At 30.5% G+C, this 22,936-nt stretch carries 21 protein-coding genes; 12 read left to right on the top strand and 9 right to left on the bottom strand.

Going from position 1 to position 22,936, the window contains the following annotated elements; genetic code table 11:
- Positions 1 to 72: 72 nt before the first annotated feature.
- Together L2Z92_RS12285 and L2Z92_RS12280 are read right to left on the bottom strand one after the other, a co-directional pair.
- Entirely contained in the window at positions 73 to 636 is a 564-nt protein-coding gene (locus L2Z92_RS12285; protein ID WP_236453639.1) for a pseudouridine synthase, read from the bottom strand.
- A 35-nt stretch (positions 637 to 671) separates the two neighbouring features.
- Positions 672 to 1,373: a hypothetical protein gene (locus L2Z92_RS12280; protein WP_236453636.1), complete on the bottom strand. Its 702-nt coding sequence runs from the start codon at positions 1,371 to 1,373 to the stop codon at positions 672 to 674.
- Between the two features lie 471 nt (positions 1,374 to 1,844).
- On the opposite strand from L2Z92_RS12280, the gene L2Z92_RS12275 reads away from it, so the two are divergent.
- The 7 genes from L2Z92_RS12275 (at position 1,845) to L2Z92_RS12245 (ending at position 10,446) form a co-directional block, all read left to right on the top strand.
- Positions 1,845 to 3,350, top strand: a complete 1,506-nt coding sequence (locus L2Z92_RS12275) for a reverse transcriptase domain-containing protein (RefSeq protein ID WP_236453634.1) — start codon at positions 1,845 to 1,847, stop codon at positions 3,348 to 3,350.
- A gap of 29 nt (positions 3,351 to 3,379) precedes the next feature.
- Positions 3,380 to 4,750: a DNA recombination protein RmuC gene (rmuC, locus tag L2Z92_RS12270; protein WP_236453631.1), complete on the top strand. Its 1,371-nt coding sequence runs from the start codon at positions 3,380 to 3,382 to the stop codon at positions 4,748 to 4,750.
- A gap of 6 nt (positions 4,751 to 4,756) precedes the next feature.
- On the top strand, positions 4,757 to 5,137 hold the full coding sequence (locus tag L2Z92_RS12265; RefSeq protein WP_379677904.1) for a 6-phosphogluconate dehydrogenase: 381 nt from the start codon (positions 4,757 to 4,759) through the stop codon (positions 5,135 to 5,137).
- Entirely contained in the window at positions 5,137 to 6,174 is a 1,038-nt protein-coding gene (locus tag L2Z92_RS12260) for an isoaspartyl peptidase/L-asparaginase family protein (protein WP_236453629.1), read from the top strand. Before L2Z92_RS12265 ends, L2Z92_RS12260 begins: the two co-directional genes overlap by 1 nt.
- Before the next feature lie 4 nt (positions 6,175 to 6,178).
- Positions 6,179 to 6,727: an acyl-CoA thioesterase gene (locus L2Z92_RS12255; RefSeq protein ID WP_236453627.1), complete on the top strand. Its 549-nt coding sequence runs from the start codon at positions 6,179 to 6,181 to the stop codon at positions 6,725 to 6,727.
- Positions 6,728 to 6,813: 86 nt separating this feature from the next.
- Positions 6,814 to 7,944: a hypothetical protein gene (locus tag L2Z92_RS12250; RefSeq protein ID WP_236453623.1), complete on the top strand. Its 1,131-nt coding sequence runs from the start codon at positions 6,814 to 6,816 to the stop codon at positions 7,942 to 7,944.
- Between the two features lie 18 nt (positions 7,945 to 7,962).
- Positions 7,963 to 10,446 carry an FG-GAP-like repeat-containing protein gene (locus L2Z92_RS12245; RefSeq protein ID WP_236453620.1) on the top strand — a complete coding sequence of 828 codons (2,484 nt, stop codon included), beginning with the start codon at positions 7,963 to 7,965 and terminating at the stop codon, positions 10,444 to 10,446.
- Between the two features lie 66 nt (positions 10,447 to 10,512).
- Here the strand turns inward: L2Z92_RS12245 and L2Z92_RS12240 are convergent, their stop codons facing one another.
- Both L2Z92_RS12240 and L2Z92_RS12235 read right to left on the bottom strand, forming a co-directional pair.
- Complete coding sequence (locus L2Z92_RS12240; protein ID WP_236453618.1) at positions 10,513 to 10,809, bottom strand: DUF721 domain-containing protein; 297 nt, start codon at positions 10,807 to 10,809, stop codon at positions 10,513 to 10,515.
- A complete protein-coding gene (locus tag L2Z92_RS12235) occupies positions 10,793 to 11,230 on the bottom strand; it encodes a hypothetical protein (RefSeq protein ID WP_236453615.1) in 438 nt (145 codons plus the stop codon). Before L2Z92_RS12235 ends, L2Z92_RS12240 begins: the two co-directional genes overlap by 17 nt.
- Positions 11,231 to 11,321: 91 nt before the next feature.
- Between L2Z92_RS12235 and L2Z92_RS12230 the strand changes: the two genes are divergently transcribed.
- Positions 11,322 to 12,383, top strand: coding sequence for a serine hydrolase domain-containing protein (locus L2Z92_RS12230; RefSeq protein ID WP_236453612.1), 1,062 nt, complete (start codon positions 11,322 to 11,324; stop codon positions 12,381 to 12,383).
- Between the two features lie 372 nt (positions 12,384 to 12,755).
- Here the strand turns inward: L2Z92_RS12230 and L2Z92_RS21510 are convergent.
- The 5 genes from L2Z92_RS21510 to L2Z92_RS12200 form a co-directional block, all read right to left on the bottom strand.
- A protein-coding gene (locus tag L2Z92_RS21510) for an IS3 family transposase (protein ID WP_407647538.1) occupies positions 12,756 to 14,113 on the bottom strand; the annotation gives its coding sequence in 2 pieces (ribosomal slippage) (positions 12,756 to 13,633 and positions 13,633 to 14,113; 1,359 coding nt in all).
- A gap of 65 nt (positions 14,114 to 14,178) precedes the next feature.
- On the bottom strand, positions 14,179 to 14,508 hold the full coding sequence (locus L2Z92_RS12215) for a DUF350 domain-containing protein (protein WP_236453606.1): 330 nt from the start codon (positions 14,506 to 14,508) through the stop codon (positions 14,179 to 14,181).
- Positions 14,509 to 14,592: 84 nt separating this feature from the next.
- On the bottom strand, positions 14,593 to 15,741 hold the full coding sequence (locus L2Z92_RS12210; protein ID WP_236453604.1) for a histidine decarboxylase: 1,149 nt from the start codon (positions 15,739 to 15,741) through the stop codon (positions 14,593 to 14,595).
- Positions 15,742 to 16,016: 275 nt separating this feature from the next.
- The gene (locus L2Z92_RS12205; RefSeq protein WP_236453601.1) at positions 16,017 to 17,192 is read right to left on the bottom strand and encodes a GlmU family protein; all 1,176 of its coding nucleotides are present in this window, start codon (positions 17,190 to 17,192) and stop codon (positions 16,017 to 16,019) included.
- Between the two features lie 115 nt (positions 17,193 to 17,307).
- The gene (locus L2Z92_RS12200) at positions 17,308 to 17,562 is read right to left on the bottom strand and encodes a type B 50S ribosomal protein L31 (RefSeq protein WP_236453597.1); all 255 of its coding nucleotides are present in this window, start codon (positions 17,560 to 17,562) and stop codon (positions 17,308 to 17,310) included.
- Between the two features lie 233 nt (positions 17,563 to 17,795).
- On the opposite strand from L2Z92_RS12200, the gene L2Z92_RS12195 reads away from it, so the two are divergent.
- The 4 genes from L2Z92_RS12195 to L2Z92_RS12180 all read left to right on the top strand — a co-directional run bounded on the left by L2Z92_RS12195 (position 17,796) and on the right by L2Z92_RS12180 (position 22,929).
- The gene (locus L2Z92_RS12195) at positions 17,796 to 18,326 is read left to right on the top strand and encodes a DUF4199 domain-containing protein (protein WP_236453594.1); all 531 of its coding nucleotides are present in this window, start codon (positions 17,796 to 17,798) and stop codon (positions 18,324 to 18,326) included.
- Positions 18,327 to 19,271, top strand: coding sequence for a glycosyltransferase family 2 protein (locus L2Z92_RS12190; protein WP_236453591.1), 945 nt, complete (start codon positions 18,327 to 18,329; stop codon positions 19,269 to 19,271).
- Between the two features lie 100 nt (positions 19,272 to 19,371).
- Positions 19,372 to 21,099, top strand: a complete 1,728-nt coding sequence (locus L2Z92_RS12185; RefSeq protein WP_236453573.1) for a phospho-sugar mutase — start codon at positions 19,372 to 19,374, stop codon at positions 21,097 to 21,099.
- The gene (locus L2Z92_RS12180) at positions 21,100 to 22,929 is read left to right on the top strand and encodes an ABC transporter ATP-binding protein (protein WP_236453571.1); all 1,830 of its coding nucleotides are present in this window, start codon (positions 21,100 to 21,102) and stop codon (positions 22,927 to 22,929) included.
- The last annotated feature ends 7 nt before the right edge of the window (positions 22,930 to 22,936 follow it).

Raw genomic sequence — 22,936 nt, 5'->3', positions numbered from 1 at the left:
AAATAGTTAATAGCCACGGTTAATAGCTTTATTTTTTTATTTAAAAAACAGTGCAAAGGTAATAAAAAAAAATTAAAACGCATTAACCTCTTTTACTGCACCCGCTTGCAAGCCTTCTAAATGGCTATCTCCTACCCTAACTCTAATCAAACGTAACGTAGGAAAACCAACTGCTGCCGTCATTTTTCTTACCTGACGAAATTTTCCTTCGGTAACAGTTATCGAAACCCAAGAAGTGGGTCCGTGACGTTCGTCTCTAATTCTTCTCCCTGGACCTATATAATCGGGTAAAACAGGAAGTAACTTCGATTTGCAATTTCGTGTTAGGTATTTGGTTCCATTAACACCAATTTCGACACCTTTTTGCATTATATCTACTGCTTCTTGTGTAATAATACCATCCACTTGTGCATAATATTCTTTTTCAACGCTTTTTCGTCTAATTTGCTCACTCACTTTCCCATCGGTTGTTAGTAAAAGTAATCCTTCCGAATCTTCATCTAAGCGACCTATTGCCATTGTTCCTTCTGGAAAAGGATATAGCTCTCCTAGTAACTTTTTCTTGCGTTTCAACTCATATATAAACTGACTCAAATAGCCATGTGGTTTATGAAGCATAAAATGTCGGTGGTTCATGTATTTTAATTTGTTGCAAAAATACATTTTTCAAATTATATCTTTTCAGGCCTAATGAAAGGGTTAAAATCAATAAAAAATTCAATTGGTAGAAATTGTTCGGTAAACTTTTGTTGTGTAGGATTAAACCATTTTAATTTAATTAAATCAATAGAAGCAATTCTTTTAGGTTTACCAGTATTGTAAAACAAATCTGAATATGATTCTTTTTTATAGCCAGAAATTAAAAAATCAGGTGTTATATAATTTACGACATATTGTCTAGTTGTTTTCTTTTCTTCTTTCCCTTTAACTAATTCAATTTTTGAAGATTCTCTTTTCTTAAAAGCTTCTAATTTCTTGGTTTTAAAATATACTACTTTACCAAACTCATAGTTAAATGTTATTGGGTAAGAATCAATTTCTGTTATAATATCAACATAATTATTATGATCATTTTCCTCTACAACTTTTGCAATCTTTAAATTTTTAAAAGTTACTAAATGTGATTCATACAAATGTGATTCTATAAATTCACTTTTATTATCGTCAAAATGAACGCAAATGTATTTTATTTTTTCACCTATTTTATTTCCCGAAACTTCATCAAACACTTTCTTTTCTTTGTTTTCAAATAAGACTTCTTTAACAATCATTATTGGAGGAACATATTTCCCATCTCCTTTAATATAAAACTCTGAAAGTAATGGATGTGTTTTAAAAGTAACTAAATCTCCAACTATGTATAAATTTGCCATGAATAATTATTTTCATAAAAATACAAAAAAATAGTACATTTACACAAAGCAAGGAAGTTCTTTAGTTATAGAAATACAACATTTGTTGAGCTACTGTATTTCATTGAAAAATGAAGTCACTTAATCAAACCTTAATTTATTTTGAGGGTTAATAAATATGTAGATTAAGAAAACAGAACTTTATCTGGCTTCTCCAAACAGATTTCGAAATAAATTTGGAGAACCAGATAAACGCAACTAATATTACATAATGTTTGCCTACAGTAGGAATACTGAACAGGTAATAGATAATTTCAATCATAGTTAAAGCTGTGTTTATTATTTCAATCATAAGTGATAAATTTAGAGTGCAATTTAAGTACAAGACCAGCGGGAGTCGAGAACTCGGCTAATGGCTCAATCTCTTAAGAGATGTTACGTTTTATTTTGTTAAAAGACCGTGCGAGAACTTCTATTGCTTTTATTTAAATTATGACTACAGAAAAAGATTGGTTTAAAGACAGAGGCTATCCTCACTTTTCTAATAAAACTCCTTTATCAATTAAAAAAGAGATTGAGAGGTACATATCCAATGCAGAAAAAGTAGCTAAACATTCTTTTTATCCATTGATTTTTAAAGAAATCAAGCAAAGACGCTATAAACTTTCTGATTTTAATGGAAAAGTTAGACGTTCACATAAAAAACTAGATAAAAAAGGAACTGTTGTTTCCAATACAAAAATTAGAGAGATTTTATACGCTAGTCATATTGATGCTCATATTTATTCCTATTACACTCAAAAAGTAATTACTCCAAAATATGAAGATTACTTAGCCAAAAACAGCGTTTTATCTAATTCGATTTCAGCCTATCGACAAATACTAACAGATGATAAAATAAAATTTAAAAACAATGTTCATTTTGCAAAAGATATTTTTGATGAAATAAAGAAAAGGGAGCATTGTGTTGTTTTAGCTTTTGATATTGAGAACTTCTTTCCTACTTTAAATCATAAACAACTAAAATTAATTTGGGCAAAAATTTTAGGTTGTAAAACATTACCAAAAGATCATTACAGTATTTTTAAAGCAGCTACGCGTTTTTCATATGTTAAATTAAATGATTTAAGAACAAAGAATAATCATTTTGACGAAAAAGAGCTTATGCGATTAAAAAAAGAGGGAAAACATACTTTTTTTAATTCCATAAAAGACTTAATCAATTCTGACATTATTATTCATAAAAATCAAAAAAAGAAAAACGGAAAATTAATTGGAATTCCTCAAGGTTTACCAATTAGCGCATTGCTTGCCAATATTTATATGTTGCCTTTTGATGAAGCTATTATTGAAAATCTAACGGTTCCAAAAAATATTTTTTACAGACGTTATTCAGATGATATTATTGTAATTTGTAAAGAAAATGAAGTAGACTTAGTTGAAAATTTCGTTAGTGAAGAAATTAGAAAAATTGAATTAGTAATTTCATTAGAGAAAACAGAAAAAACCTTATTTAAAGTAGATAACAATAAACTACAATGTTACAAATTAGATAAAGAAGGAAATCAAACAAAAGATATCCCTTTAAACTATTTAGGTTTTGAGTTTTATGGTTATAAAACATTAGTTAAATCAAAAAATTTAGCTGGGTTTTATAGAAATATGAAAGATGCTGTTAATAGAAGAGCTAAAAGAGTAGAGAAAATAAATGAAAAGTATCTTTTAGACGAATCTCCTATTTATAAACGAAAGATTTATCGCTTATATAGTTTTAGAGGAACAAAATCAAGATTGTTAAGCTCTAAAAGATCTGAGTTGAAAAATGGTAAACTTATAGTAACTTCATTTAACAGAAAATACAGAGGTAATTATATAAAATACATCTATAAAGCTTCAGAAGAAATGAATGCTCCTGAAATAAAAAAACAAATAAGAAATCATTGGAAAATTCTTCAAAGAACATTAAAAAAGCATCAATTTTCAAATCTTAAAAAGTAATTCTTAACTTTACACAAATTAATCAATTCATGAATACATCTATACTTATTATAGTAACATTTATTATAGCCTTATCTATAGGTTTTTATATTGGAAAATTACTTTCTAAAACACAATCGCAAGCTGAAAAATCGGGATTAGAAGAACGTGTAAATGGTTTAACAAGCCAAATAGAACAATTAAAAATTCAATTCCAGTCTGAGAAGAATCAATACGAAAAAAACATAGCTCAAGTAGTTACCGATAAAGAAACGGTTCAAAGAGAAAAAGAATCGTATGCTATTCATTTGGCTAAAAAGGAAAATGATTTTGATAATTTATTAGAACGCAATAAAGAGCAAAAACAAGAAGTAGAGCAATTGCAAGAGAAGTTTACTAAAGAATTTGAGAATTTAGCGAACAAAATCTTAGAAGAAAAAACGAATAAATTCACAGAACAAAACAAAGAGAACATGAAGATTATCTTGAATCCGCTTCAAGAAAAAATTCAGTTGTTTGAAAAGAAAGTAGAAGACACACACAAGGAGAGCATCGATTATCACGCAGCTTTACGTCAACAAATTTTGGGACTTCGCGAAATGAACGACAAAATGAGTAAAGAAACAGTGAACCTTACTAAGGCACTAAAAGGAGATAGTAAAATGCAAGGAAATTGGGGCGAATTAGTATTGGAACGTGTATTAGAAAAATCGGGACTAGAAAAAGGTCGCGAATATGAAGTGCAACAAAGTTTTACTACCGAGGAAGGAAACAGAGTTATGCCCGATGTTATTATCAATCTTCCTGATGGAAAGAAAATGGTAGTCGATTCGAAAGTGTCTTTAACAGCCTACGAACGTTTTGTGAATGAAGAAGATGACGATTTGAAAGCAGGAATTTTAAAAGAACATGTTACTTCTGTAAAACGTCATGTGGATCAATTGAGTGATAAAAATTATCAAGACATTTACCAAATGGAAAGTCCCGATTTTGTTTTACTTTTCATTCCTATCGAACCAGCTTTTGCATTGGCTTTAAATGAAGATAATACATTATACAACAAAGCTTTTGAGAAGAATATTGTTATCGTTACTCCTTCTACTCTTTTGGCAACACTTCGAACAATTGACAGCATGTGGTCGAATCAAAAGCAACAAGAGAACGCTATGGAAATTGCACGACAAGCGGGTGCTTTATATGATAAATTTGAAGGTTTTGTTACCGATTTAATTAAGATTGGTAAGAAAATGGACGAAGCAAAATCAGAATATGGTAATGCCATGAATAAGTTAGTAGAAGGAAAAGGAAACTTGGTTAGAAGTGCCGAAAAATTAAGAAAAATGGGTGCAAAAGCAAAGAAAGCACTTCCAGAAAGTATTATTAAAAGAGCTACAGAAGAAGAATTTGATCAAATAAATTAAAATACTATGTCTACATTCAAAAAAATAATCATCTATGTTGTTATTGCAACAACGCTTTCTATTACGGGCTACATGACTTATGTTTATTATGTTCCTTATAGTAAAGGTACTCGATCTGGAGAACTTATTAAAATTAGCAACAAAGGCTATGTTGTGAAAACTTGGGAAGGAGAAATTAGTCAAGGTATTTCTGGAGCTCAAATTTTCAAATTCTCGGTTTTAGATAATGATCAAGAAGTTATTGATAGTTTACAATCGTTACAAGGAAATTTTGTAAAAGTAGAATATGTAGAAAGACTTCGCACATTTTTCTGGTGGGGCGATTCTCGCTATTTTATAACCAAAGCAGAAAAAGAGGATTCTCCTTATTTTAATAATGGAAAATAATGAGAAAATACATTCTAATCATTGTATCCTTTTTTCTAATTCAATGTAAAACAGCGCAAAATTTAGAAACAAAAAATACCCAACAAGAAATCGCTATTGTTATTCATGGTGGTGCTGGAACTATTTTAAAAAAGAATATGTCTCCAGAGCTAGAAGAAGAATACAAATTAGTACTAGAAAAAGCGGTTCGAGAAGGTTACACCATTCTTAAAAATGGAGGCACAAGTATAGATGCCGTTGAAAAAACAATTAATATCCTAGAGGATTCTCCTCTGTTTAATGCTGGAAAAGGAGCAGTTTTTACTAATGAAGGAAAAAATGAATTAGACGCTTCTATTATGGATGGTAAAACTTTAAAAGCAGGTGCTGTTGCAGGTGTAACAACCGTAAAAAACCCTATTGATTTGGCTCGTGCCGTTATGGAAAAATCGGAACACGTGATGCTTGCTAGAGAAGGTGCTGAATATTTTGCTTCAAAAAATGGTATCGAGATTGTTGATCCTTCCTATTTTTATGTTGAAAAACGATACAATTCGCTTTTAAAAGCAAAAGAAAAAGAAGCTATAGAACTCGATCATGATAGTAAAGCTTCATTCTATGATCCAGATATTAAAGATGCTAAGTTTGGAACTGTTGGTTGCGTTGCCTTAGACAAAGATGGAAATATAACCGCAGGTACTTCAACAGGTGGAATGACAAATAAAAAATGGGGACGCATTGGAGATTCTCCTGTAATTGGAGCAGGAACCTATGCTAACAATAAAACATGTGGTATTTCTGCAACAGGTTGGGGCGAATTTTTCATTCGAAATGTTGTTGCCTATGATATTTCTGCCATGATGGAATATAAAAATATCTCTTTAGAAGAAGCAAGTAAGGAAGTGATTCAAAATAAACTAACAAAACTTGGCGGAACAGGTGGTATTATTGCTCTAGATGCTAAAGGAAATATTGTTATGGAATTTAATACTGCTGGAATGTATCGTGCTTCCATAGACAAAGACGAAAAATTAACGATTGCTATTTACAATAAATAATCTAATGAATAATAAAAAAAGTAATACCGTAAGCGCTTCAAAAGTAACACTAACTGAATTAATGCTTCCTTCTCACTCCAATTTTAGTGGTAAGATTCATGGTGGCTATTTACTTCAATTAATGGATCAAATTGCTTTCGCAAGTGCTTCAAAATATTCGGGTTGCTATTGTGTTACTGCTTCTGTAGATATTGTAAACTTCTTAAATCCAATAGAAATTGGAGAATTAGTTACTTTAAAAGCTTCTGTAAACTACGTAGGTACTAGCTCTATGGTTGTTGGTATTAGAGTTGTTTCAGAAAATATTCAAACTGGAAAAGTAAAACATTGCAATTCTAGTTACTTTACTATGGTTGCAAAAGATGAAGCTGGAAACACAACAAAAGTACCTCATTTGGTTTTATCTAACTCGGAAGAAGTACGTCGTTTTTTTGATTCATTAAGACGTATCAATCAAAAGAAAAACTTAATACAACTCGAAGAAAAGTTCGAACACCTTTCTGAAGAGTCATTAGCTTCCTTAAAAAACCATAATGTAGTAGTAAAGCTATAAAAAAAATATTTTATTTAATTTTTCTACAAAAACAAATGTTAAATAATTGATAATTAGTTATATTTGAAGAACAAAAATCAACAAATATGACTAAAAACTCCTCAAAATATTTAATATTATTCATTATTTCAGTGTTTTTTTCTTCTTGTAATAAAGACGATAATTACACTGAAATCCCCCTTTCACCTATTAAAGTAGACTTAACTCAAGTTCCATATCCGAAATTATCAGATTATGGTTTCTTTGAAGGTGATATAAAAAATCAAAGTCCTTCTTTAGGCGTGCTTCCCTATGCACCAGCAAGTAGTTTATTTACAGATTACGCGCACAAAAAACGATTTGTTTGGATTCCTGAAAACAAAAAGGCAACACAAAACGGAGACATGAATGTTCTAGAACTTCCTGTTGGTTCGGCATTAATAAAAACTTTCTACTATGATAATGTTCAAAATGTATCTCCAGTTGGTGCATCTAGAATTATTGAAACTAGAATCATGATTCGAAAAAGTTCGGGTTGGATATTTGCAAATTATGTTTGGAATGAAGATCAAACCGAGGCGAATTTAGATTTAGTTGGAAGTAACACACTTGTTACTTGGTTAGATGAAAACAACACTATTAAAAGTACCAATTATAGAATTCCAAATGAGGCACAATGTATTGTTTGTCATAAAAAAGAAGTACTTGTTGGTGGATCTGAAGTTATCAGCTATATCCCCATCGGAATTAAGCCTCAAAATTTAAATTTCGATTATAATTATGGTAACGAAACCAAAAATCAGCTAACAAAATGGGTTGAAAAAGGATACTTGGAAAGCGCTATCAATTTCCCTTCAGAAGAAAACACAACAGTGGATTATAATGATTCTTCTAAACCTATCGATAAAAGAGCTCGGTCTTATGTAGATATTAATTGCGCACATTGTCATCAAGAAGAAAGACATTGCGATTATAGACCTATGCGATTCGGTTTTAATGAAACCTTAAATAACGAACCTAACATGGGTGTCTGTGTAGATACCCAAGACATGCAAGATTTTCCTAATGAACTAAATAGGATTGTACAACCTCAAAACGTGAGTCAATCAATGCTATTTTATAGAATAAACACAACCAATGAAGCGTATAGAATGCCTTTACATGGTAGAACAATTATACATACTGAAGGCGTTTTGCTTATGAAAGATTGGATAAATTCTTTACATGATTGCAACTAAAACAAAAAAACAAACAATATGAAATCTAAAACTACCCAATATAGTAAAAATAGAAAAGACATAATTTTAAAATTATGCTTCCTCATTGCACTATTAAGCTATCAAATGAATTACTCCCAAGATTCATGTGATACAGCTTTACCACTTACAGCAGGTGTTGTCACTGTAGATGTTATAGACGGAGCAAATATAACAACAGGTTGTTCTACTTCTGCCTTGGCAGAATGGTATATCTACACCCCCACTAATGATTATAGCGTTACTGTTACTTCCGATTTATCTCAAAACATTTGTAAAGACACTAATTTTGAAGTTTATACTGGAACTTGTGGCAGCTTAACTTGTTTTACTGGAGACGATGATTCTGGAGTTATTCAATGTAATACTGGAAATACAAATTCTTATTTATCTACAAAAACTTTTAACGTAGTAGCTGGAACAGTTTACTATATTATGTGGAATAATCAATGGAATACTAATGGGTTCGACTTTGAACTAAGCGAAGCTCCTATTCCACCAAACCCTTGTCTTACTGCAACACCTATAACGGCAGGAATCACAACAGTTAATGCTATCAATACTACCAATTTAAGCACTTCTTGTTCTACAAGCTCAAAGGCTGAATGGTATTCTTATACGCCTTCTCAGGATTATGAAGTAACCATTTCGTCCGATTTGATTGAAAACATTTGTAAAAACACAAATTTCAACGTCTACACAGGAACATGTACTGCGCTAAACTGTTTTGTTGGCGATGACAATTCTGGAACAATTCAATGTAATTCTGGAAACACAAATTCTTATTTATCTACTAAGACTTTTGTAGTAACTGGTGGCGTTACTTACTACATTGCTTGGGATAACAGATGGAGCACTGATGGCTTCAATTTTGAATTAACAGAAACTACCATTATTCCTCCTCCAATTTCTTATATTAAAGAGACTGTAAGTACAATAACTAGTCAGTATAAACTGTGTATTGTAGATATGAATGGTGACTACAAAGATGACATAGCAGGTGTTAACGCAAATAGTTTGAAAGTCCATTATCAAGGAACAACTGCAGGGGCATTTTCAATTACCGATTTTCCTATTACAGGAACAAGTAAAATGCCTTCATGGAGTTTAGCAGCTGGTGATTATAACAGAGATGGATATAATGATATTATTCTAGGTAACGGACAAGGCTTAAGTGTCTGGACATCAAACAGCACAGGTACAGCTTACTCTAATTTTACTCCTAGTGAGTATATATTTTGTCAAAGAACCAATTTTGCTGATTTAAATAATGATGGTCATTTGGATGTTTTTTCTTGTCATGATATAGCACCGAATGTCTACTATCTTAATGATGGAAATGGAAATTTAACCTATTACCAAAGTAGTGTTACTCCTGGTGCTATGAATTTAGGTAGCACTGGTGGAAATTATTCTACATTATTTACGGATTTCGATAATGATGGTGATACTGATGTATTTATTTCTAAATGTTCTGGACCTCCTTGCGAATTGCACAGAAACGATGGTGATGGCGTTTATACAAATATTTCTGCTTTGGCTCAAATTGATATTACACCTATTCAAACTTGGTCTTCAGCTATTGCCGATTTTGACAATGATGGCGATATGGATATTATCATTACTGCTAGTTCTGGAACACATAAGTACTTTCAAAACAATTTAGATACTACAAATAATGTAGAAGAAGCTTATACAAACATTACAGCAGGCTCTGGATGGGACACCAATCCTACAACAAATATAGACAATGTAGCTTATGACTTTGACAACGATGGCTATGTTGATGTTTTAGGAGGGGGAAACAAAATAATGTTTAATCAAGGAAATAGTGTTTTTTCAGAAGTAAAATATTCAAACGGAATTAGTGTTGGTGCCATTGGTGATCTAAATAATGATGGTTTTTTAGATATTTTAAACGGGAATGTTATAAGTTATGCTGTTCCAAATGGTAATAATTGGGTAAAAGTAACTTTAGAAGGTGTACAAAGTAACATTAACGGAATTGGAGCTAGAGTAGAAATTCATGGTTCTTGGGGAAAACAAATTAGAGATATTAGAAGTGGAGAAGGTTTTAGATATATGAGTTCACTTAATGCTCATTTCGGAATAGGAACAGCAACAGCCGTAAACCAGATTGTAATTAAATGGCCTTCTGGAATTGTTGATGTTATTAACAATCCTAGTCCTAATCAAACCACACATGTCATAGAAGGATCTTCCCCTTTAAGTAGCACAAGCTTCAATGCGAATCAAGTTAAAATCTACCCTAATCCAAGTAGTAATTTCTTGTCTATTATTAATATTGAAACTCTAAATGTGAAAGAAATGAACATTTATGATACTACTGGAAAACAGGTGAAAACAATTAGCGATTTCTATTCTTCTATAAAAATTTCAGATTTAGCAGAAGGTTTATATATTTTAACAATTAAAACAGAAGATGGTGGCACATTATCTGAACAATTTATTAAAACGAATTAAAAAGTTTAGTATTTGGTTGTAAAAAAGCGGAAATTGATTTCAATCATTTCCGCTTTTTTTATGTTATTATCTTAGCACTAGATATCGTATTAAATCTTTACCCATTTCGTCATTTATCATGGCTATAATTTTTTCTTTCCCATGAGACAATTCTTCTCGTAATACAGATGATGTTAATTTCACATATAATGTATTATTTTTTAGTTCTACAGCCTCAGTATAAGTCCCTACTCCATTCCCCATCATCTTTAACCACGCTCCTTTAACATCTACCTTATCTATACCCGATTCTAATTTATTCTGAGAAATAAAATTCTGTAAAACATCTTTTATAGAAAGTTCTTCATTAGTTCGTTTCGCCATTTTTTTCAAGTTTTATATCGTTTCTTTTTCTATAATGATACTTAATTCCTTCTTCATTTTTTATTAAAAAAACAGAGTCTGTCAACTTTTCAATTTCTTCTTTCCATGTTGAATAGTCTGTTTTATTAAGAATATAATAGTTGTTTTCTTTTGCTTCTATTGTAAATTCTTGTTTAATATTGTTTGTAAAAAAATTACCACTATAAAGCATTATCACTTTTCTTTTTATTCCTTTACCGTCATTAAATTCAATTTGCTCAACCTCTTCATTAATCTTATATTCTTTCATTTCTCCATTGGACAATTCTACTTTTTCAATTTCCCAAAAACCATTAATTTTTGCCAAATCCGTTTCCTTAACAGGTGTTGAACATGAAAAAAATAGAGCTAAAATTAAACCTAAAGTTATACTTCTTTGCATTTTTATTATTTTGAAATAAAATTACATATTTCAGATATATTAATTAAACTATTTAATACTTTTATTGTCTAATGTTATAAACAAAATTTCCATGAAACGTATAACTTGCTTATTAATAGCCACTTTATTTTTAAGTTGTAATTCTAATGAAAATGACACTTACGAAGACGCTATGTATTTCCCTCCTAATAACAGTACAACTTGGGAAACAAAAACGATAGTCAGTATTGGTGGAAATCAAAGCAATACTCAAGAATTATTAGACTATTTAGAACTAAAAAACACTAAAGGTTTTATTATTCTTCATAATGGAAAAATTGTGATGGAAAATTATTTCAATGGACATACAATTACGACTCCATGGTATTGGGCAAGTGCAGGAAAAACGTTAACTTCAACTTTGACGGGAATTGCGGAACAAGAAGGCTTCATTAATACAAACAACAAGGTTTCAGATTATATTGGAAATAATTGGACAAGTGCTTCTTTAGCAAAAGAAAATTTAATAAGCTGTAAAAATCTTTTAACCATGACTTCTGGTTTAAATGATGATTTAGGAGATGATGTTTCGCCTACAAACTTGCAATATCAATCCGATGCAGGAACACGTTGGGCCTATCATAATGTTTATGTAAAACTTCAAGATGTTGTTGCTGTCGCTACAAATCAAAGTTGGGAAAGTTATTTTAATTCGAAATTAAAAAATCCAATTGGAATGTCGGGAAGTTGGATACAAAATGGTGATTTTAGTGTGTATTGGAGTACAACAAGAAGCATGGCACGATTTGGTTTATTGGCTTTAAACAAAGGAAACTGGAATGGTACGCAAATACTCAATACCAACTTTTTCAATAATGCCACAACAACTTCTCAGTCCATTAATTTATCTTATGGTTATTTATGGTGGCTAAACGGGAAATCTTCGTATCATTTACCACAATCTCAATTTGAGTTTCAAGGCAATTTAATTCCAAATGCTCCTGCTGATATGTTTTGCGCTTTAGGAAAAGACGACCAAAAAATTTATGTCGTTCCTAGTCAAAAACTTGTTATAGTCAGAATGGGAAATGCTGCAGATGGATCTAATTTTGCCTTATCTACTTTTGATAATATACTTTGGCAAAAAATTAATGCGGTTATCTCTTGGGATTAATGTAAGCGACTAATAATAATAAAAGTTACCAATGATAAAAACAGAACCAAAACTATTGTAATCCATAATAATAGAAAATGAATTTTTAAATTTACCTGTTTGTTTTTTGTTTTCTTTCTAAAAATTTGAATAAGCAACAGTGCTATAATAGCAGGAACAACTACATACATGTTAAAATATGTTGTTCCTTGAATGAACACATTTAAAAACTCATTGAAATAATTATTCTCTTGATTTTTGACAAGTCCTATTGACATTATAGCAAGTAAGACTGACAATAGTATCATTCCTAAATTACATTGTAATATACGTTTTATAAAAAATATGATAACACTAATTAGACTGCACCCAAAAGGTTAGACAAATTTATAATTAATTTTGATAATAATGAGCTCGATATTTTATCGGGCTCATTTTGTTTAAATTTGATTTAATTCTTTCATTATTATAATAACTTATATATTCTATTATCTCCTTTTTTAATTCTTCAATAGACTTGTATTTTTTTAGATAAAACAGCTCTGATTTTAATATTCCAAAGAAGTTTTCAATAATGGCATTGTCTAAACAATTTGCTTTTCTAGACATACTTTGTGTAATCCCTTTTTGTTTCAATAAATATTGATAGTGCTTCATTTGATATTGCCAACCTTGGTCAGAGTGTAAAATTAAATTAGTCTTATTTGGTATTTTCTTAAATGCTTTTTTAAGCATCATAACTACCTGATTAAATACAGGTCGTTCTGTTAACTCATAACTAATAATTTCTTGATTAAATAAGTCAATTATCGGTGATAAATATAGCTTCTTTCCAGAGACATTAAACTCGGTAACATCAGTTGCCCATTTTTGATTTGGTGCTGTTGCTTTAAAATTTCTTTCTAAAATATTAGGAGCTATTTTACCATGCTCTCCTTTATATGATCTATACTTTTTAACTCTAATGACGCTTTTTAATCCTAATAATTTCATTAACCTGAAAACTGTTTTATGATTAATAATTATTCCTTTATTTTGAAGTTCATCAGTTACTCTTCGATAACCATAACGACCTTTATGTTTGTGATAAATCGATTTAATTAGTTCTTTAACTACTCTATATTTATCACTTAATTTACTTTGTTTTTGATGATAATAAAAACTACTTCTTGCCATATTTGTATAATTTAAAAGTACTTTTAAATCATATTTATGCCTTAATTCCATTATGACTAGCGCTTGTTGGCTCTTTCTTCCGCCTGAATTAAGGCTTGTAACTTTTTTAAATAATCATTCTCACAACGTAATGCTTCATTTTCCTTAAGAAGTTCTTCTTCTCTGGTTAGTGGCTTAGCTGATTTGCTTTTTTTGCTTTTAAAATTCATAGATCTTGGTCTTCCTTTAATTTTTGGTTGTAGTCCTTCAAAACCAAAGTTAACAAAATCTTTTTTCCATTTTACAATAATAGCTAAATCAGGAATATTAAACTTTAAACAAGTATCTATTAATGAAAGTGATTCCTTTTCTATAGTTTTTAATACTTTTAGCTTAAAATCAGCTGAATAACTTTGATTTCTCCTGGGCAATAAACCCTCTTTCCCATAGCTTTTATAAAATCTAATCCACTTACGAATATTAGATTCGTCTGGACCTTTTAACTTTGAAACATATAAATTTGAATAATGTTTCTTTAATACTAATTCAACACATTCTAACTTAAATGCATAAGAATACTTGACTTTTCTTTCCATAAAAAATGCCCCAAATAGTGTCTAACTTTTTGGGGCATGTTCAAATTGCATTATCGTATTTTTTATTATTCTTCCAAATCTCTTCCAATATCATCAATATTTTCAAGTGGTTTCACTTCTTTCTTTTTCCAATTTTTCTCTAACAAATAATAGAACAACCAACAACTAAGTAATCCGGCTGGCAATCCTAAAATCCCCATTAAAAGTGTATTATCCCAGTCAACCTCAAATTCTATAATCATACTAAAAATAGCCAAAACGACTCCTGCAATCGCTCCACCAACATAATACGCTACAACACCTAAAATTGCAAATAATAATTTATTCTGATTGTATTTTTCTGCTAATTGATAAAAATATTTTCCGATAAAGAAAATCACTAAAATACCTAACATAGTTCTTAATTTTAAAATATCATAAAAAAAGTATTCCGTTTTTCAACCGAATACTTACTTTTTTGTCAAATATATAATTTTTATTTAGAAACTTAATTCAAAAATTTCTTCGTTTACTTCTTTACAATTTTTCATATCTTCAACAAGAGCATCAATTTGTTCTTTGGTAACATTTGGCATACAAATTACGTGTGCAATATCGCCTTCTGTTGCCAATTGCCATTTCAGTTTAATCTCATTTGAAGTTTTTGGAAAGACAACAGTAATTGCATTAGGATTTCTCCAAGCTGCTACTCCAATTTCTTTTAAACGTTCTTCACAATATTCTGCAACTTCTAAACTTTTTAAATAGCGTTCTTTTAACCCTTGTACATTTAGTTTCTTCAAAGCATACCATAAGAACAACGGACAATGACCATTTCTAGACCCTGTAATGGTTGTATCTAGCGAACCTATATAGGAAATTCCTTTTGAAATTCTATCCCTATTAGAACGCTTGGTAATAATTACTCCTGTTGGAATTGGTGAGCCTATAAATTTATGACCACTAATTGAGATACTATCTGCTCCATCTTGAAAATCGAAAGGTAAACGAGGTTCCATAAAAGCACCATAAGTTCCAGATAAAGCTGCATCGCAATGAATATAACTATCTTGAATTGCTAAATTTCTTAAAATTCCTCTAATTCTTGAAACATCATCTTTTGCCTCTTTCATCGTTGTTCCAAAAGTAGTCAAAACAATTGCTGGTTTATGACGATTCATTCTTAAAGTATTTTCAAAATCTTCATAATCTATTTCTCCATTTACTTGCGAACGAATCACAATACTTGGAATATTTAATAAATGAATGTTTTTTCTAACACTATAATGAGTAGATTCTGAATAATACACCATTGCTTTTGGAAATAATTCTCTTGCCAAATACAACCCGTACAAATTACTTTCTGAACCACCATTTGTAACATATCCCCAATAATCATGTGGATTTGCTCTAAATAATTTCGCAAAAAAAGTAACCACTTCTCTTTCTAATTCATGAGTTTGCACCTTATACGTACCATCTTCAAAAGGATCTCCTAAATTATTAATAGGATATTGAAGAAAATGTAAAATTTCAGAATAATCAAAATCTTTAGAAACAGGATATCCTAAAAAATTATTTCTTGCATTCTCTATATAATCATTTAATTCTTTTAATCGCTGATTATCATTTGCAGTTAATAAACCCATTTTTCTATTAGTGTTTTAAATTTAAAGCAAAATTATAATTATACAATTAAAAAAACTAACATTAAAACAAAATATAGTTTTATAATCTAATTAAAAAAATAAAAATAGTTTTATAATCAACAAAACAACAACTCAAGCTACTCAAAACGAAAACAACACACATACTATGGTTATTAACAAAAAAAGAAGCAAAATATCTCATCTCACTTCTTTTTATCACTATTCTTTCTAAATCAGTATTTTATACCATTTGTCACTTGAATTTACTGGTATTACTATTCTTTTCTCCATTTTTTTGATTCTTCAAAAACATGTTCTAATATTTTTGCATCATCTTCTGTAAACTCAACATGACGACGACTCATTACAACTTTTGCCACTTCAAATGCCTTTTTAGTCAAATAGGTTGTAAATCCGCTTGCTCCACCCCAAGAAAAACTAGGCACAAAATTACGTGGAAACCCAGAACCAAATATATTAGCAGAAACTCCGATTACAGTTCCTGTATTAAACATTGTATTTATACCACATTTACTATGATCTCCCATCATTAAGCCACAAAACTGAAGACCTGTTTTTGCGAAATTTTCTGTTTCATAACTCCACAAACGCACTTCTTCATAATTATTCTTAAGGTTAGAACTATTAGAATCTGCACCAATATTACACCACTCACCTAACACAGAGTTACCTAAAAACCCATCATGTCCTTTACTAGAATACCCAAACATAACTGAGTTATTTACTTCTCCTCCAACTTTACAATAAGGACCAATAGTAGTTGCACCATAGATTTTTGTTGCCAATTTTACCTGAGCTCCTTCACACAAAGCAAATGGCCCACGAATTACAGAACCTTCCATTATTTCAGCATCCTTACCAATATATATTGGTCCAGTAGATGCGTTTAATGTAACAAATTCTAATTTCGCACCTTCTTCTATAAATACATTCTCTGGAGCAATAACATTTACGCTCTTCGGAATTGGCTCTGAATATCTATCTTCTGTAATTAACTGAAAATCTTCACGAATTGCTGCATCATTCTTACAAAAAATATCCCAAGTGTTTTCAATTCGCAATACTTCTTCTTCATAATCTATCAAATCATAGTCATCAAAATCAACTTCCTCCTGAGAATCTGTAGAATAAAAAGCTACAATTTCTTCGTCTATAATAATAGCTTGATTTTTTTCTAAATTCTTAACCATTTCTACCAAAATTTCATTTGGAAAAAAAGAAGCGTTAATCATTACATTTTCCTCCATTTCTACCATTGGAAATTTCTCCATCAAGTATTCTTCCGTTAGAGTCGTAGTAGTATAACCTAAATATTTTTCCCATTTTTCACGGATAGTTAAAATTCCAACTCTAATATCGGCTACAGGACGAGTAAATGTAAATGGAAGCAATGCATTGCGTACTGTTCCATCAAAAAGGATATAATTCATAATTATTTTAATTTGAAAGCCTCAAAGTTACAAAGTTTGAAAGTAAATATAGAAAAGTAAAGGCATAAAAAAACCTTCCAATTTGGAAGGTTTTTTATATTTTGATAAGATTCGATTATTTTTTATCGAATTTAGCATATTTAGTTTTGAATTTATCAATACGTCCTGCAGTATCGATAAGTTTCGATTTACCTGTGTAAAAAGGGTGAGAAGTACGAGAAATCTCCATTTTGAAAACTGGATATTCTACACCTTCGTGCTCAATTGTTTCTTTAGTTTCTACTGTCGATTTTGTAATAAATACATCTTCGTTAGACATGTCTTTGAAAGCTACTAATCTGTAATTTTCTGGGTGAATTCCTTTTTGCATCTTGTAAATCTTTTTTTATTTGTGATTATAAATTGCTCCGCGGCTTTTTTATTTTATTAAAAAAGGTGTAAACACTCTATAACCTTTTCGTTTATAATCTTTTATTTTCAGAGTGCAAATTTACACTAAATTTTTAATTTACAAACATTCCTGTAACTTTTTTTATTTTTTGATACTAATTAAAGACAAACTTTATTATTTCTATATTTGTAAACTATTAAAACAAACTAACCATGAACGAAATTACTAAAAAAAATTCAATAACTTTTGGAATACTAACAGGAGTCATATCAATATTAATTACATCAACTATGTATTTAATTGATTTAAAGCTTTTCACTGCTTGGTGGATCGGTGTTTTAAGCATTGTACTTTATATTGGTATTGGTGTTTATTTACTTTCAAAAACAAAGAAAGAGCTTAATGGAATTTTTCCTTTCAAAGAAGCTTTCACTACTTATTTTTTATCTGCAGTTATAGGAATTGCAATATCTGTCATTTTTAATATTATATTATTTAACTTTATTGATATTGAGGCAAAAGATGTAATTCAAGAAAACTTAATTGAATTTCAAGTAGATATGCTTAAAAAATTCAATACTCCTACATCTGCAATTAAAGAAGCTGTTGCTAAAATGGAAGAACAAAAACAATTTGATATTATTCCACAAATAAAAGGCTCAGTATTTAGCATACTTTTTAGTGCTATTTTTGGTTTAATTTTAGCAGCTATTTTCAAAAGCAAAACACAAGAACAATTCTAAATGAATTTATCCATAGTTATTCCCTTATTAAACGAAGAAGAATCGTTGCCCGAATTACACAATTGGATTGTGAAAGTTATGACTAGTCATAACTTTTCTTATGAAATACTGTTCATAGACGACGGAAGCACAGACGCTTCTTGGCATACTATTGAACAACTTTCGCAAGACAATACTAATGTTAAGGGTATTCGCTTTCTTAAAAATTACGGCAAGAGTCAAGCTCTTCATGCAGGTTTTGCAAAAGCAAAAGGTGATGTTGTTATCACCATGGATGCCGATTTACAAGATAGTCCTGATGAAATCCCAGAATTATACAATTTAATCATTACTGATAACTTTGATTTAATTTCTGGTTGGAAAAAGAAACGTTTTGATTCTGTAGTTTTTAAAAATATTCCTTCGAAACTTTTCAATTGGGCTGCAAGAAAAACTTCTGGCGTTAAGCTAAACGATTTTAATTGCGGGCTTAAAGCCTATAGAAATGAAGTAGTTAAAAACATTGAAGTTTCTGGAGAAATGCATCGCTACATTCCTGTTTTAGCAAAAAATGCAGGTTTCAGTAAAATTGGTGAAAAAGTTGTAATCCATCAAGCTAGAAAATACGGAAATTCTAAATTCGGAATAAATCGTTTTATAAATGGCTTTTTAGACTTGATTACTATCTGGTTTTTGTCTAAATTTGGTAAACGACCAATGCATCTGTTCGGTCTATTAGGCTCCATAATGTTTATAATTGGTTTTTGCCTTGCTCTCTATTTAGGAGTAGATAAACTTTTCATACACACAAAGTCTAGGCTAATTACGAGCAGACCACAATTCTACATTGCTCTTGCAAGTATGATTCTAGGAACTCAGTTATTCTTAGCTGGCTTTTTAGGTGAAATTATTTTAAGAACAAAAAACAACGAAGAACGATATAAAATTTCCAAAACAATTGAATAAAACAAACCGTTTTTTCAGTATAGGTTAAAAAAATGAAGCTAAAATGGTAAATAAATCTTGCTATTAACCAAGATAAATTAATATACCAAAAAAAAATATTATGCACATAGACAAACAAATATTAGACAAAGTTAACGTATGGTTAACTCCTGTGTTCGATTCAAAAACACAAGATGTTATTACTAAAATGATGACCAGCGCTCCAAAAGAGCTAGAAGATTCTTTTTATAAAAATCTTGAATTTGGAACAGGTGGAATGAGAGGTATAATGGGTGTCGGTACCAACCGAATCAATCAATACACACTTGGTAAAAACACACAAGGATTGTCTAATTATTTAAAAAAAGTCTTTGCTGGTGAAGAACTAAAAGTAGCAATTGCCTATGATTGCCGTCATAACAGCGATACACTTGCTAAAGTTGTTGCCAATGTTTTTTCTGCAAATGGTATTAAAGTTTATCTTTTTTCAGAATTAAGACCAACTCCAGAGTTATCTTTTGCTGTTCGTCATTTAAATTGCCATGCAGGTATTGTTTTAACAGCTTCACATAACCCACCAGAATACAACGGATACAAAGTGTACTGGCAAGATGGTGGTCAATTAGTTCCTCCTCAAGATGGAGAAATCATACAAATCATTGAAAGCCTACAATATAGCGACATTAATTTCGAAGGAAACGAAAACCTTATTAAATATATAGACAGAGAAGTAGATGAAGCCTTTTGGCAATCTACTGTAGACAATGCAAGCTTTAACACACCACAAACTGCAAAAGACAGTTTAAAAATTGTCTATACTCCTCTTCACGGAACATCTATAAAATCTATTCCAAATGTTTTAGAAAAAGCAGGCTACAAAGATGTTAACATTGTTCCAGAACAAGAGCAACCCGACGGAAATTTCCCAACGGTTAAATCTCCAAACCCTGAAGAACCTGAAGCGCTAACTATGGCTTTAGAATTAGCCGAAAAAATCAATGCAGATATTGTTGTTGGAACAGATCCAGACAGCGATAGACTTGGTGTTGCTGTACGAGATTTAGATGGGAAGATGAAATTACTTAATGGGAATCAATCTATGGTAATTATGACAGCTTTTCTATTAGAACAATGGAAGAGAGCTGACAAATTAACAGAAAATGAATTCATTGGCTCGACTATTGTATCAACTCCTTTAATGCTTGAACTAGCATCTGCTTATGGTATTGAATGTAAAGTTGGATTAACTGGATTCAAATGGATTGCAAAATTCATTAAAGATTTCCCTAGTCAACAATTCATCGGAGGTGGTGAAGAAAGTTTTGGTTTTATGATTGGTGATGCCGTTAGGGACAAAGATGCTGTTGGTGCTATTTTATTAGTTTGCGAAATTGCTGCACAAGCAAAAGCTGCAGGAAGTTCAATTTTTAGAGAATTAGTTAATTTATCATTGGATTTTGGATTTTATAAAGAACACTTAATTTCAATAACAAAAAGAGGCATTGAAGGAGCTAATGAAATCAAACAAATGATGGTAGATTTACGAGAAAACCCTTTAAAAGAAATAAACGGACAACGTGTAGTGTGTATTGAAGATTACCAAAGTTCGAAAGCATTAGATTTAATGAGTAATGAATCGTATGACATTACCATTCCAAAATCGAATGTGTTGATTTATTATTTAGAAGATGGTAGTAAAATTTGTGCAAGACCAAGTGGTACTGAACCTAAAATTAAATTCTATTTCAGTGTAAATGCAGAATTACCTTCAATTGAAGCGTACAATATCATTGAGCAAGAGCTCGATATTAAAATTAAAAATATTATTGCTGAGATGCAATTGAACTAAATGAAAAAAAGCACATTTTACAAAATTCTAAAGTTTGCACTTCCCTATAAACGATTTGCATTTCTTAACATCTTTTTCAATATCTTGTATGCATTATTTAATGCTTTGTCATTTGTAATGCTAATACCGATGTTAGACGTAATGTTTGGCACTACGAATAAAGTCTTTGAAAAACCTGTTTACACCTCTATATTTGAACTTAAAAACTTTTTAAAAAACTATCTAGATTACAGTATTACTACAGCAAAAGCATCTAGTCCAGAAAACGCATTGCTTATCATGATAGCATTAGTTATTTCTACTTTTTTATTAAAAAACATTTTCAACTATTTAGCTGTTTACAATGTTACTTTTTTAAGAAATGGAACGCTTCGAGATTTACGAATTGCATTATATAAAAAAGTAATTCACTTACCTCTTGGTTTTTATTCCGAAAAGCGTCGTGGCGATGTAATGGTACGCTTAACCAATGATGTAGGAGAAGTACAATTTTCATTTTTATCCATTCTTGAAATCATATTTAAAGAACCATTAACAATTATTATTACGTTAATAATAATGTTTACCATGAGTGTTGAGTTAACCATTTTTGTGATGGTTTTCATTCCTCTGTCTGGGATAATAATTTCTAAATTAGGAAAAAGCTTAAAACGTAAATCGGGTAAAGTGCAACAAGAGTCTGGAATTTTTCTTTCAATTCTTGATGAAACTTTATCCGGTTTAAAAGTAATTAAAAGTTATAATTCTGAAGACAACTTCAAAAATAAATTTACAGATTCTGCCAATAAATTATATCGTTTTTCTAATAGTTTATTAAATAGAAACAACATTGCCTCCCCTCTAAGTGAGTTTTTAGGGATTGTAGTTATTGCAACGTTATTATGGTATGGTGGAAAAATGGTCTTAATTGACCAATCCTTAAAAGGAACTGATTTCATAGGTTATATGCTATTAGCTTATGGTATTTTAACTCCTGCAAAAGCAATCTCCAAAGCGAATTATACACTTAAGTCTTCGATGGCTGCTGCAGATAGAGTTTTAGAAATTCTAGAACAAGAAAACACAATTACATCAAAAGAAAATGCATTTATAAAAAAATCTTTTGAAGATAAAATATCAATTTCAAAAATCAATTTTGCTTATCAAGAAGAAAAAGTTTTAAAGAACTTTTCACTCGATATCCCTAAAGGAAAAATGGTAGCATTAGTTGGTCAATCTGGTAGTGGAAAAAGTACAATTGCAAATTTACTAACTCGTTTTTATGACATACAAGATGGTACTATAAAAATTGATGGTGTTTCAATTAAAGATTGGGACATGCATGCGCTTCGTGGTTTAATGGGATTAGTAACTCAAGACTCTATTTTATTTAATGATTCTATAAAAAACAATATACTTATTGGTAAACCAAATGCTACAGATGAAGAAATTATTGAGGCATTAAAAATTGCCAATGCATACGAGTTTGTAAAAGATTTAGCAGATGGAATAGAAACTAATATTGGTGATGCTGGCGGGAAATTATCTGGTGGACAAAAACAACGTTTATCTATTGCTCGTGCAGTGCTAAAAAATCCTCCAATTATGATTTTAGACGAAGCTACTTCTGCATTAGATACAGAAAGTGAGAAGTTAGTACAAGTAGCTCTTGAAAACATGATGCAAAACAGAACTTCAATTGTTATTGCTCATCGACTTTCTACGATTCAAAAAGCAGACATAATAATAGTAATGCAAAAGGGACAAATTGTAGAACAAGGGTCTCACATTGAACTGTTAGCTAAAAATGGCACCTATGCTAATTTAGTGAATCTACAATCGTTTGAATAAATAGTAC

Source organism: Flavobacterium jumunjinense (genome assembly GCF_021650975.2).
In the GTDB taxonomy this organism is placed as follows: domain Bacteria; phylum Bacteroidota; class Bacteroidia; order Flavobacteriales; family Flavobacteriaceae; genus Flavobacterium; species Flavobacterium jumunjinense.
Note: the sequence above shows the minus strand (reverse complement) of the source record. Positions and strands in the feature narration are given on the sequence as shown.

Coding starts and splice junctions, on each gene's coding strand:
- L2Z92_RS12285 (WP_236453639.1), bottom strand. CDS start 636: ATGAACCACCGACATTTTATGCTTCATAAACCACATGGCTATTTGAGT.
- L2Z92_RS12280 (WP_236453636.1), bottom strand. CDS start 1,373: ATGGCAAATTTATACATAGTTGGAGATTTAGTTACTTTTAAAACACAT.
- L2Z92_RS12275 (WP_236453634.1), top strand. CDS start 1,845: ATGACTACAGAAAAAGATTGGTTTAAAGACAGAGGCTATCCTCACTTT.
- rmuC (WP_236453631.1), top strand. CDS start 3,380: ATGAATACATCTATACTTATTATAGTAACATTTATTATAGCCTTATCT.
- L2Z92_RS12265 (WP_379677904.1), top strand. CDS start 4,757: ATGTCTACATTCAAAAAAATAATCATCTATGTTGTTATTGCAACAACG.
- L2Z92_RS12260 (WP_236453629.1), top strand. CDS start 5,137: ATGAGAAAATACATTCTAATCATTGTATCCTTTTTTCTAATTCAATGT.
- L2Z92_RS12255 (WP_236453627.1), top strand. CDS start 6,179: ATGAATAATAAAAAAAGTAATACCGTAAGCGCTTCAAAAGTAACACTA.
- L2Z92_RS12250 (WP_236453623.1), top strand. CDS start 6,814: ATGACTAAAAACTCCTCAAAATATTTAATATTATTCATTATTTCAGTG.
- L2Z92_RS12245 (WP_236453620.1), top strand. CDS start 7,963: ATGAAATCTAAAACTACCCAATATAGTAAAAATAGAAAAGACATAATT.
- L2Z92_RS12240 (WP_236453618.1), bottom strand. CDS start 10,809: ATGGCGAAACGAACTAATGAAGAACTTTCTATAAAAGATGTTTTACAG.
- L2Z92_RS12235 (WP_236453615.1), bottom strand. CDS start 11,230: ATGCAAAGAAGTATAACTTTAGGTTTAATTTTAGCTCTATTTTTTTCA.
- L2Z92_RS12230 (WP_236453612.1), top strand. CDS start 11,322: ATGAAACGTATAACTTGCTTATTAATAGCCACTTTATTTTTAAGTTGT.
- L2Z92_RS12215 (WP_236453606.1), bottom strand. CDS start 14,508: ATGTTAGGTATTTTAGTGATTTTCTTTATCGGAAAATATTTTTATCAA.
- L2Z92_RS12210 (WP_236453604.1), bottom strand. CDS start 15,741: ATGGGTTTATTAACTGCAAATGATAATCAGCGATTAAAAGAATTAAAT.
- L2Z92_RS12205 (WP_236453601.1), bottom strand. CDS start 17,192: ATGAATTATATCCTTTTTGATGGAACAGTACGCAATGCATTGCTTCCA.
- L2Z92_RS12200 (WP_236453597.1), bottom strand. CDS start 17,562: ATGCAAAAAGGAATTCACCCAGAAAATTACAGATTAGTAGCTTTCAAA.
- L2Z92_RS12195 (WP_236453594.1), top strand. CDS start 17,796: ATGAACGAAATTACTAAAAAAAATTCAATAACTTTTGGAATACTAACA.
- L2Z92_RS12190 (WP_236453591.1), top strand. CDS start 18,327: ATGAATTTATCCATAGTTATTCCCTTATTAAACGAAGAAGAATCGTTG.
- L2Z92_RS12185 (WP_236453573.1), top strand. CDS start 19,372: ATGCACATAGACAAACAAATATTAGACAAAGTTAACGTATGGTTAACT.
- L2Z92_RS12180 (WP_236453571.1), top strand. CDS start 21,100: ATGAAAAAAAGCACATTTTACAAAATTCTAAAGTTTGCACTTCCCTAT.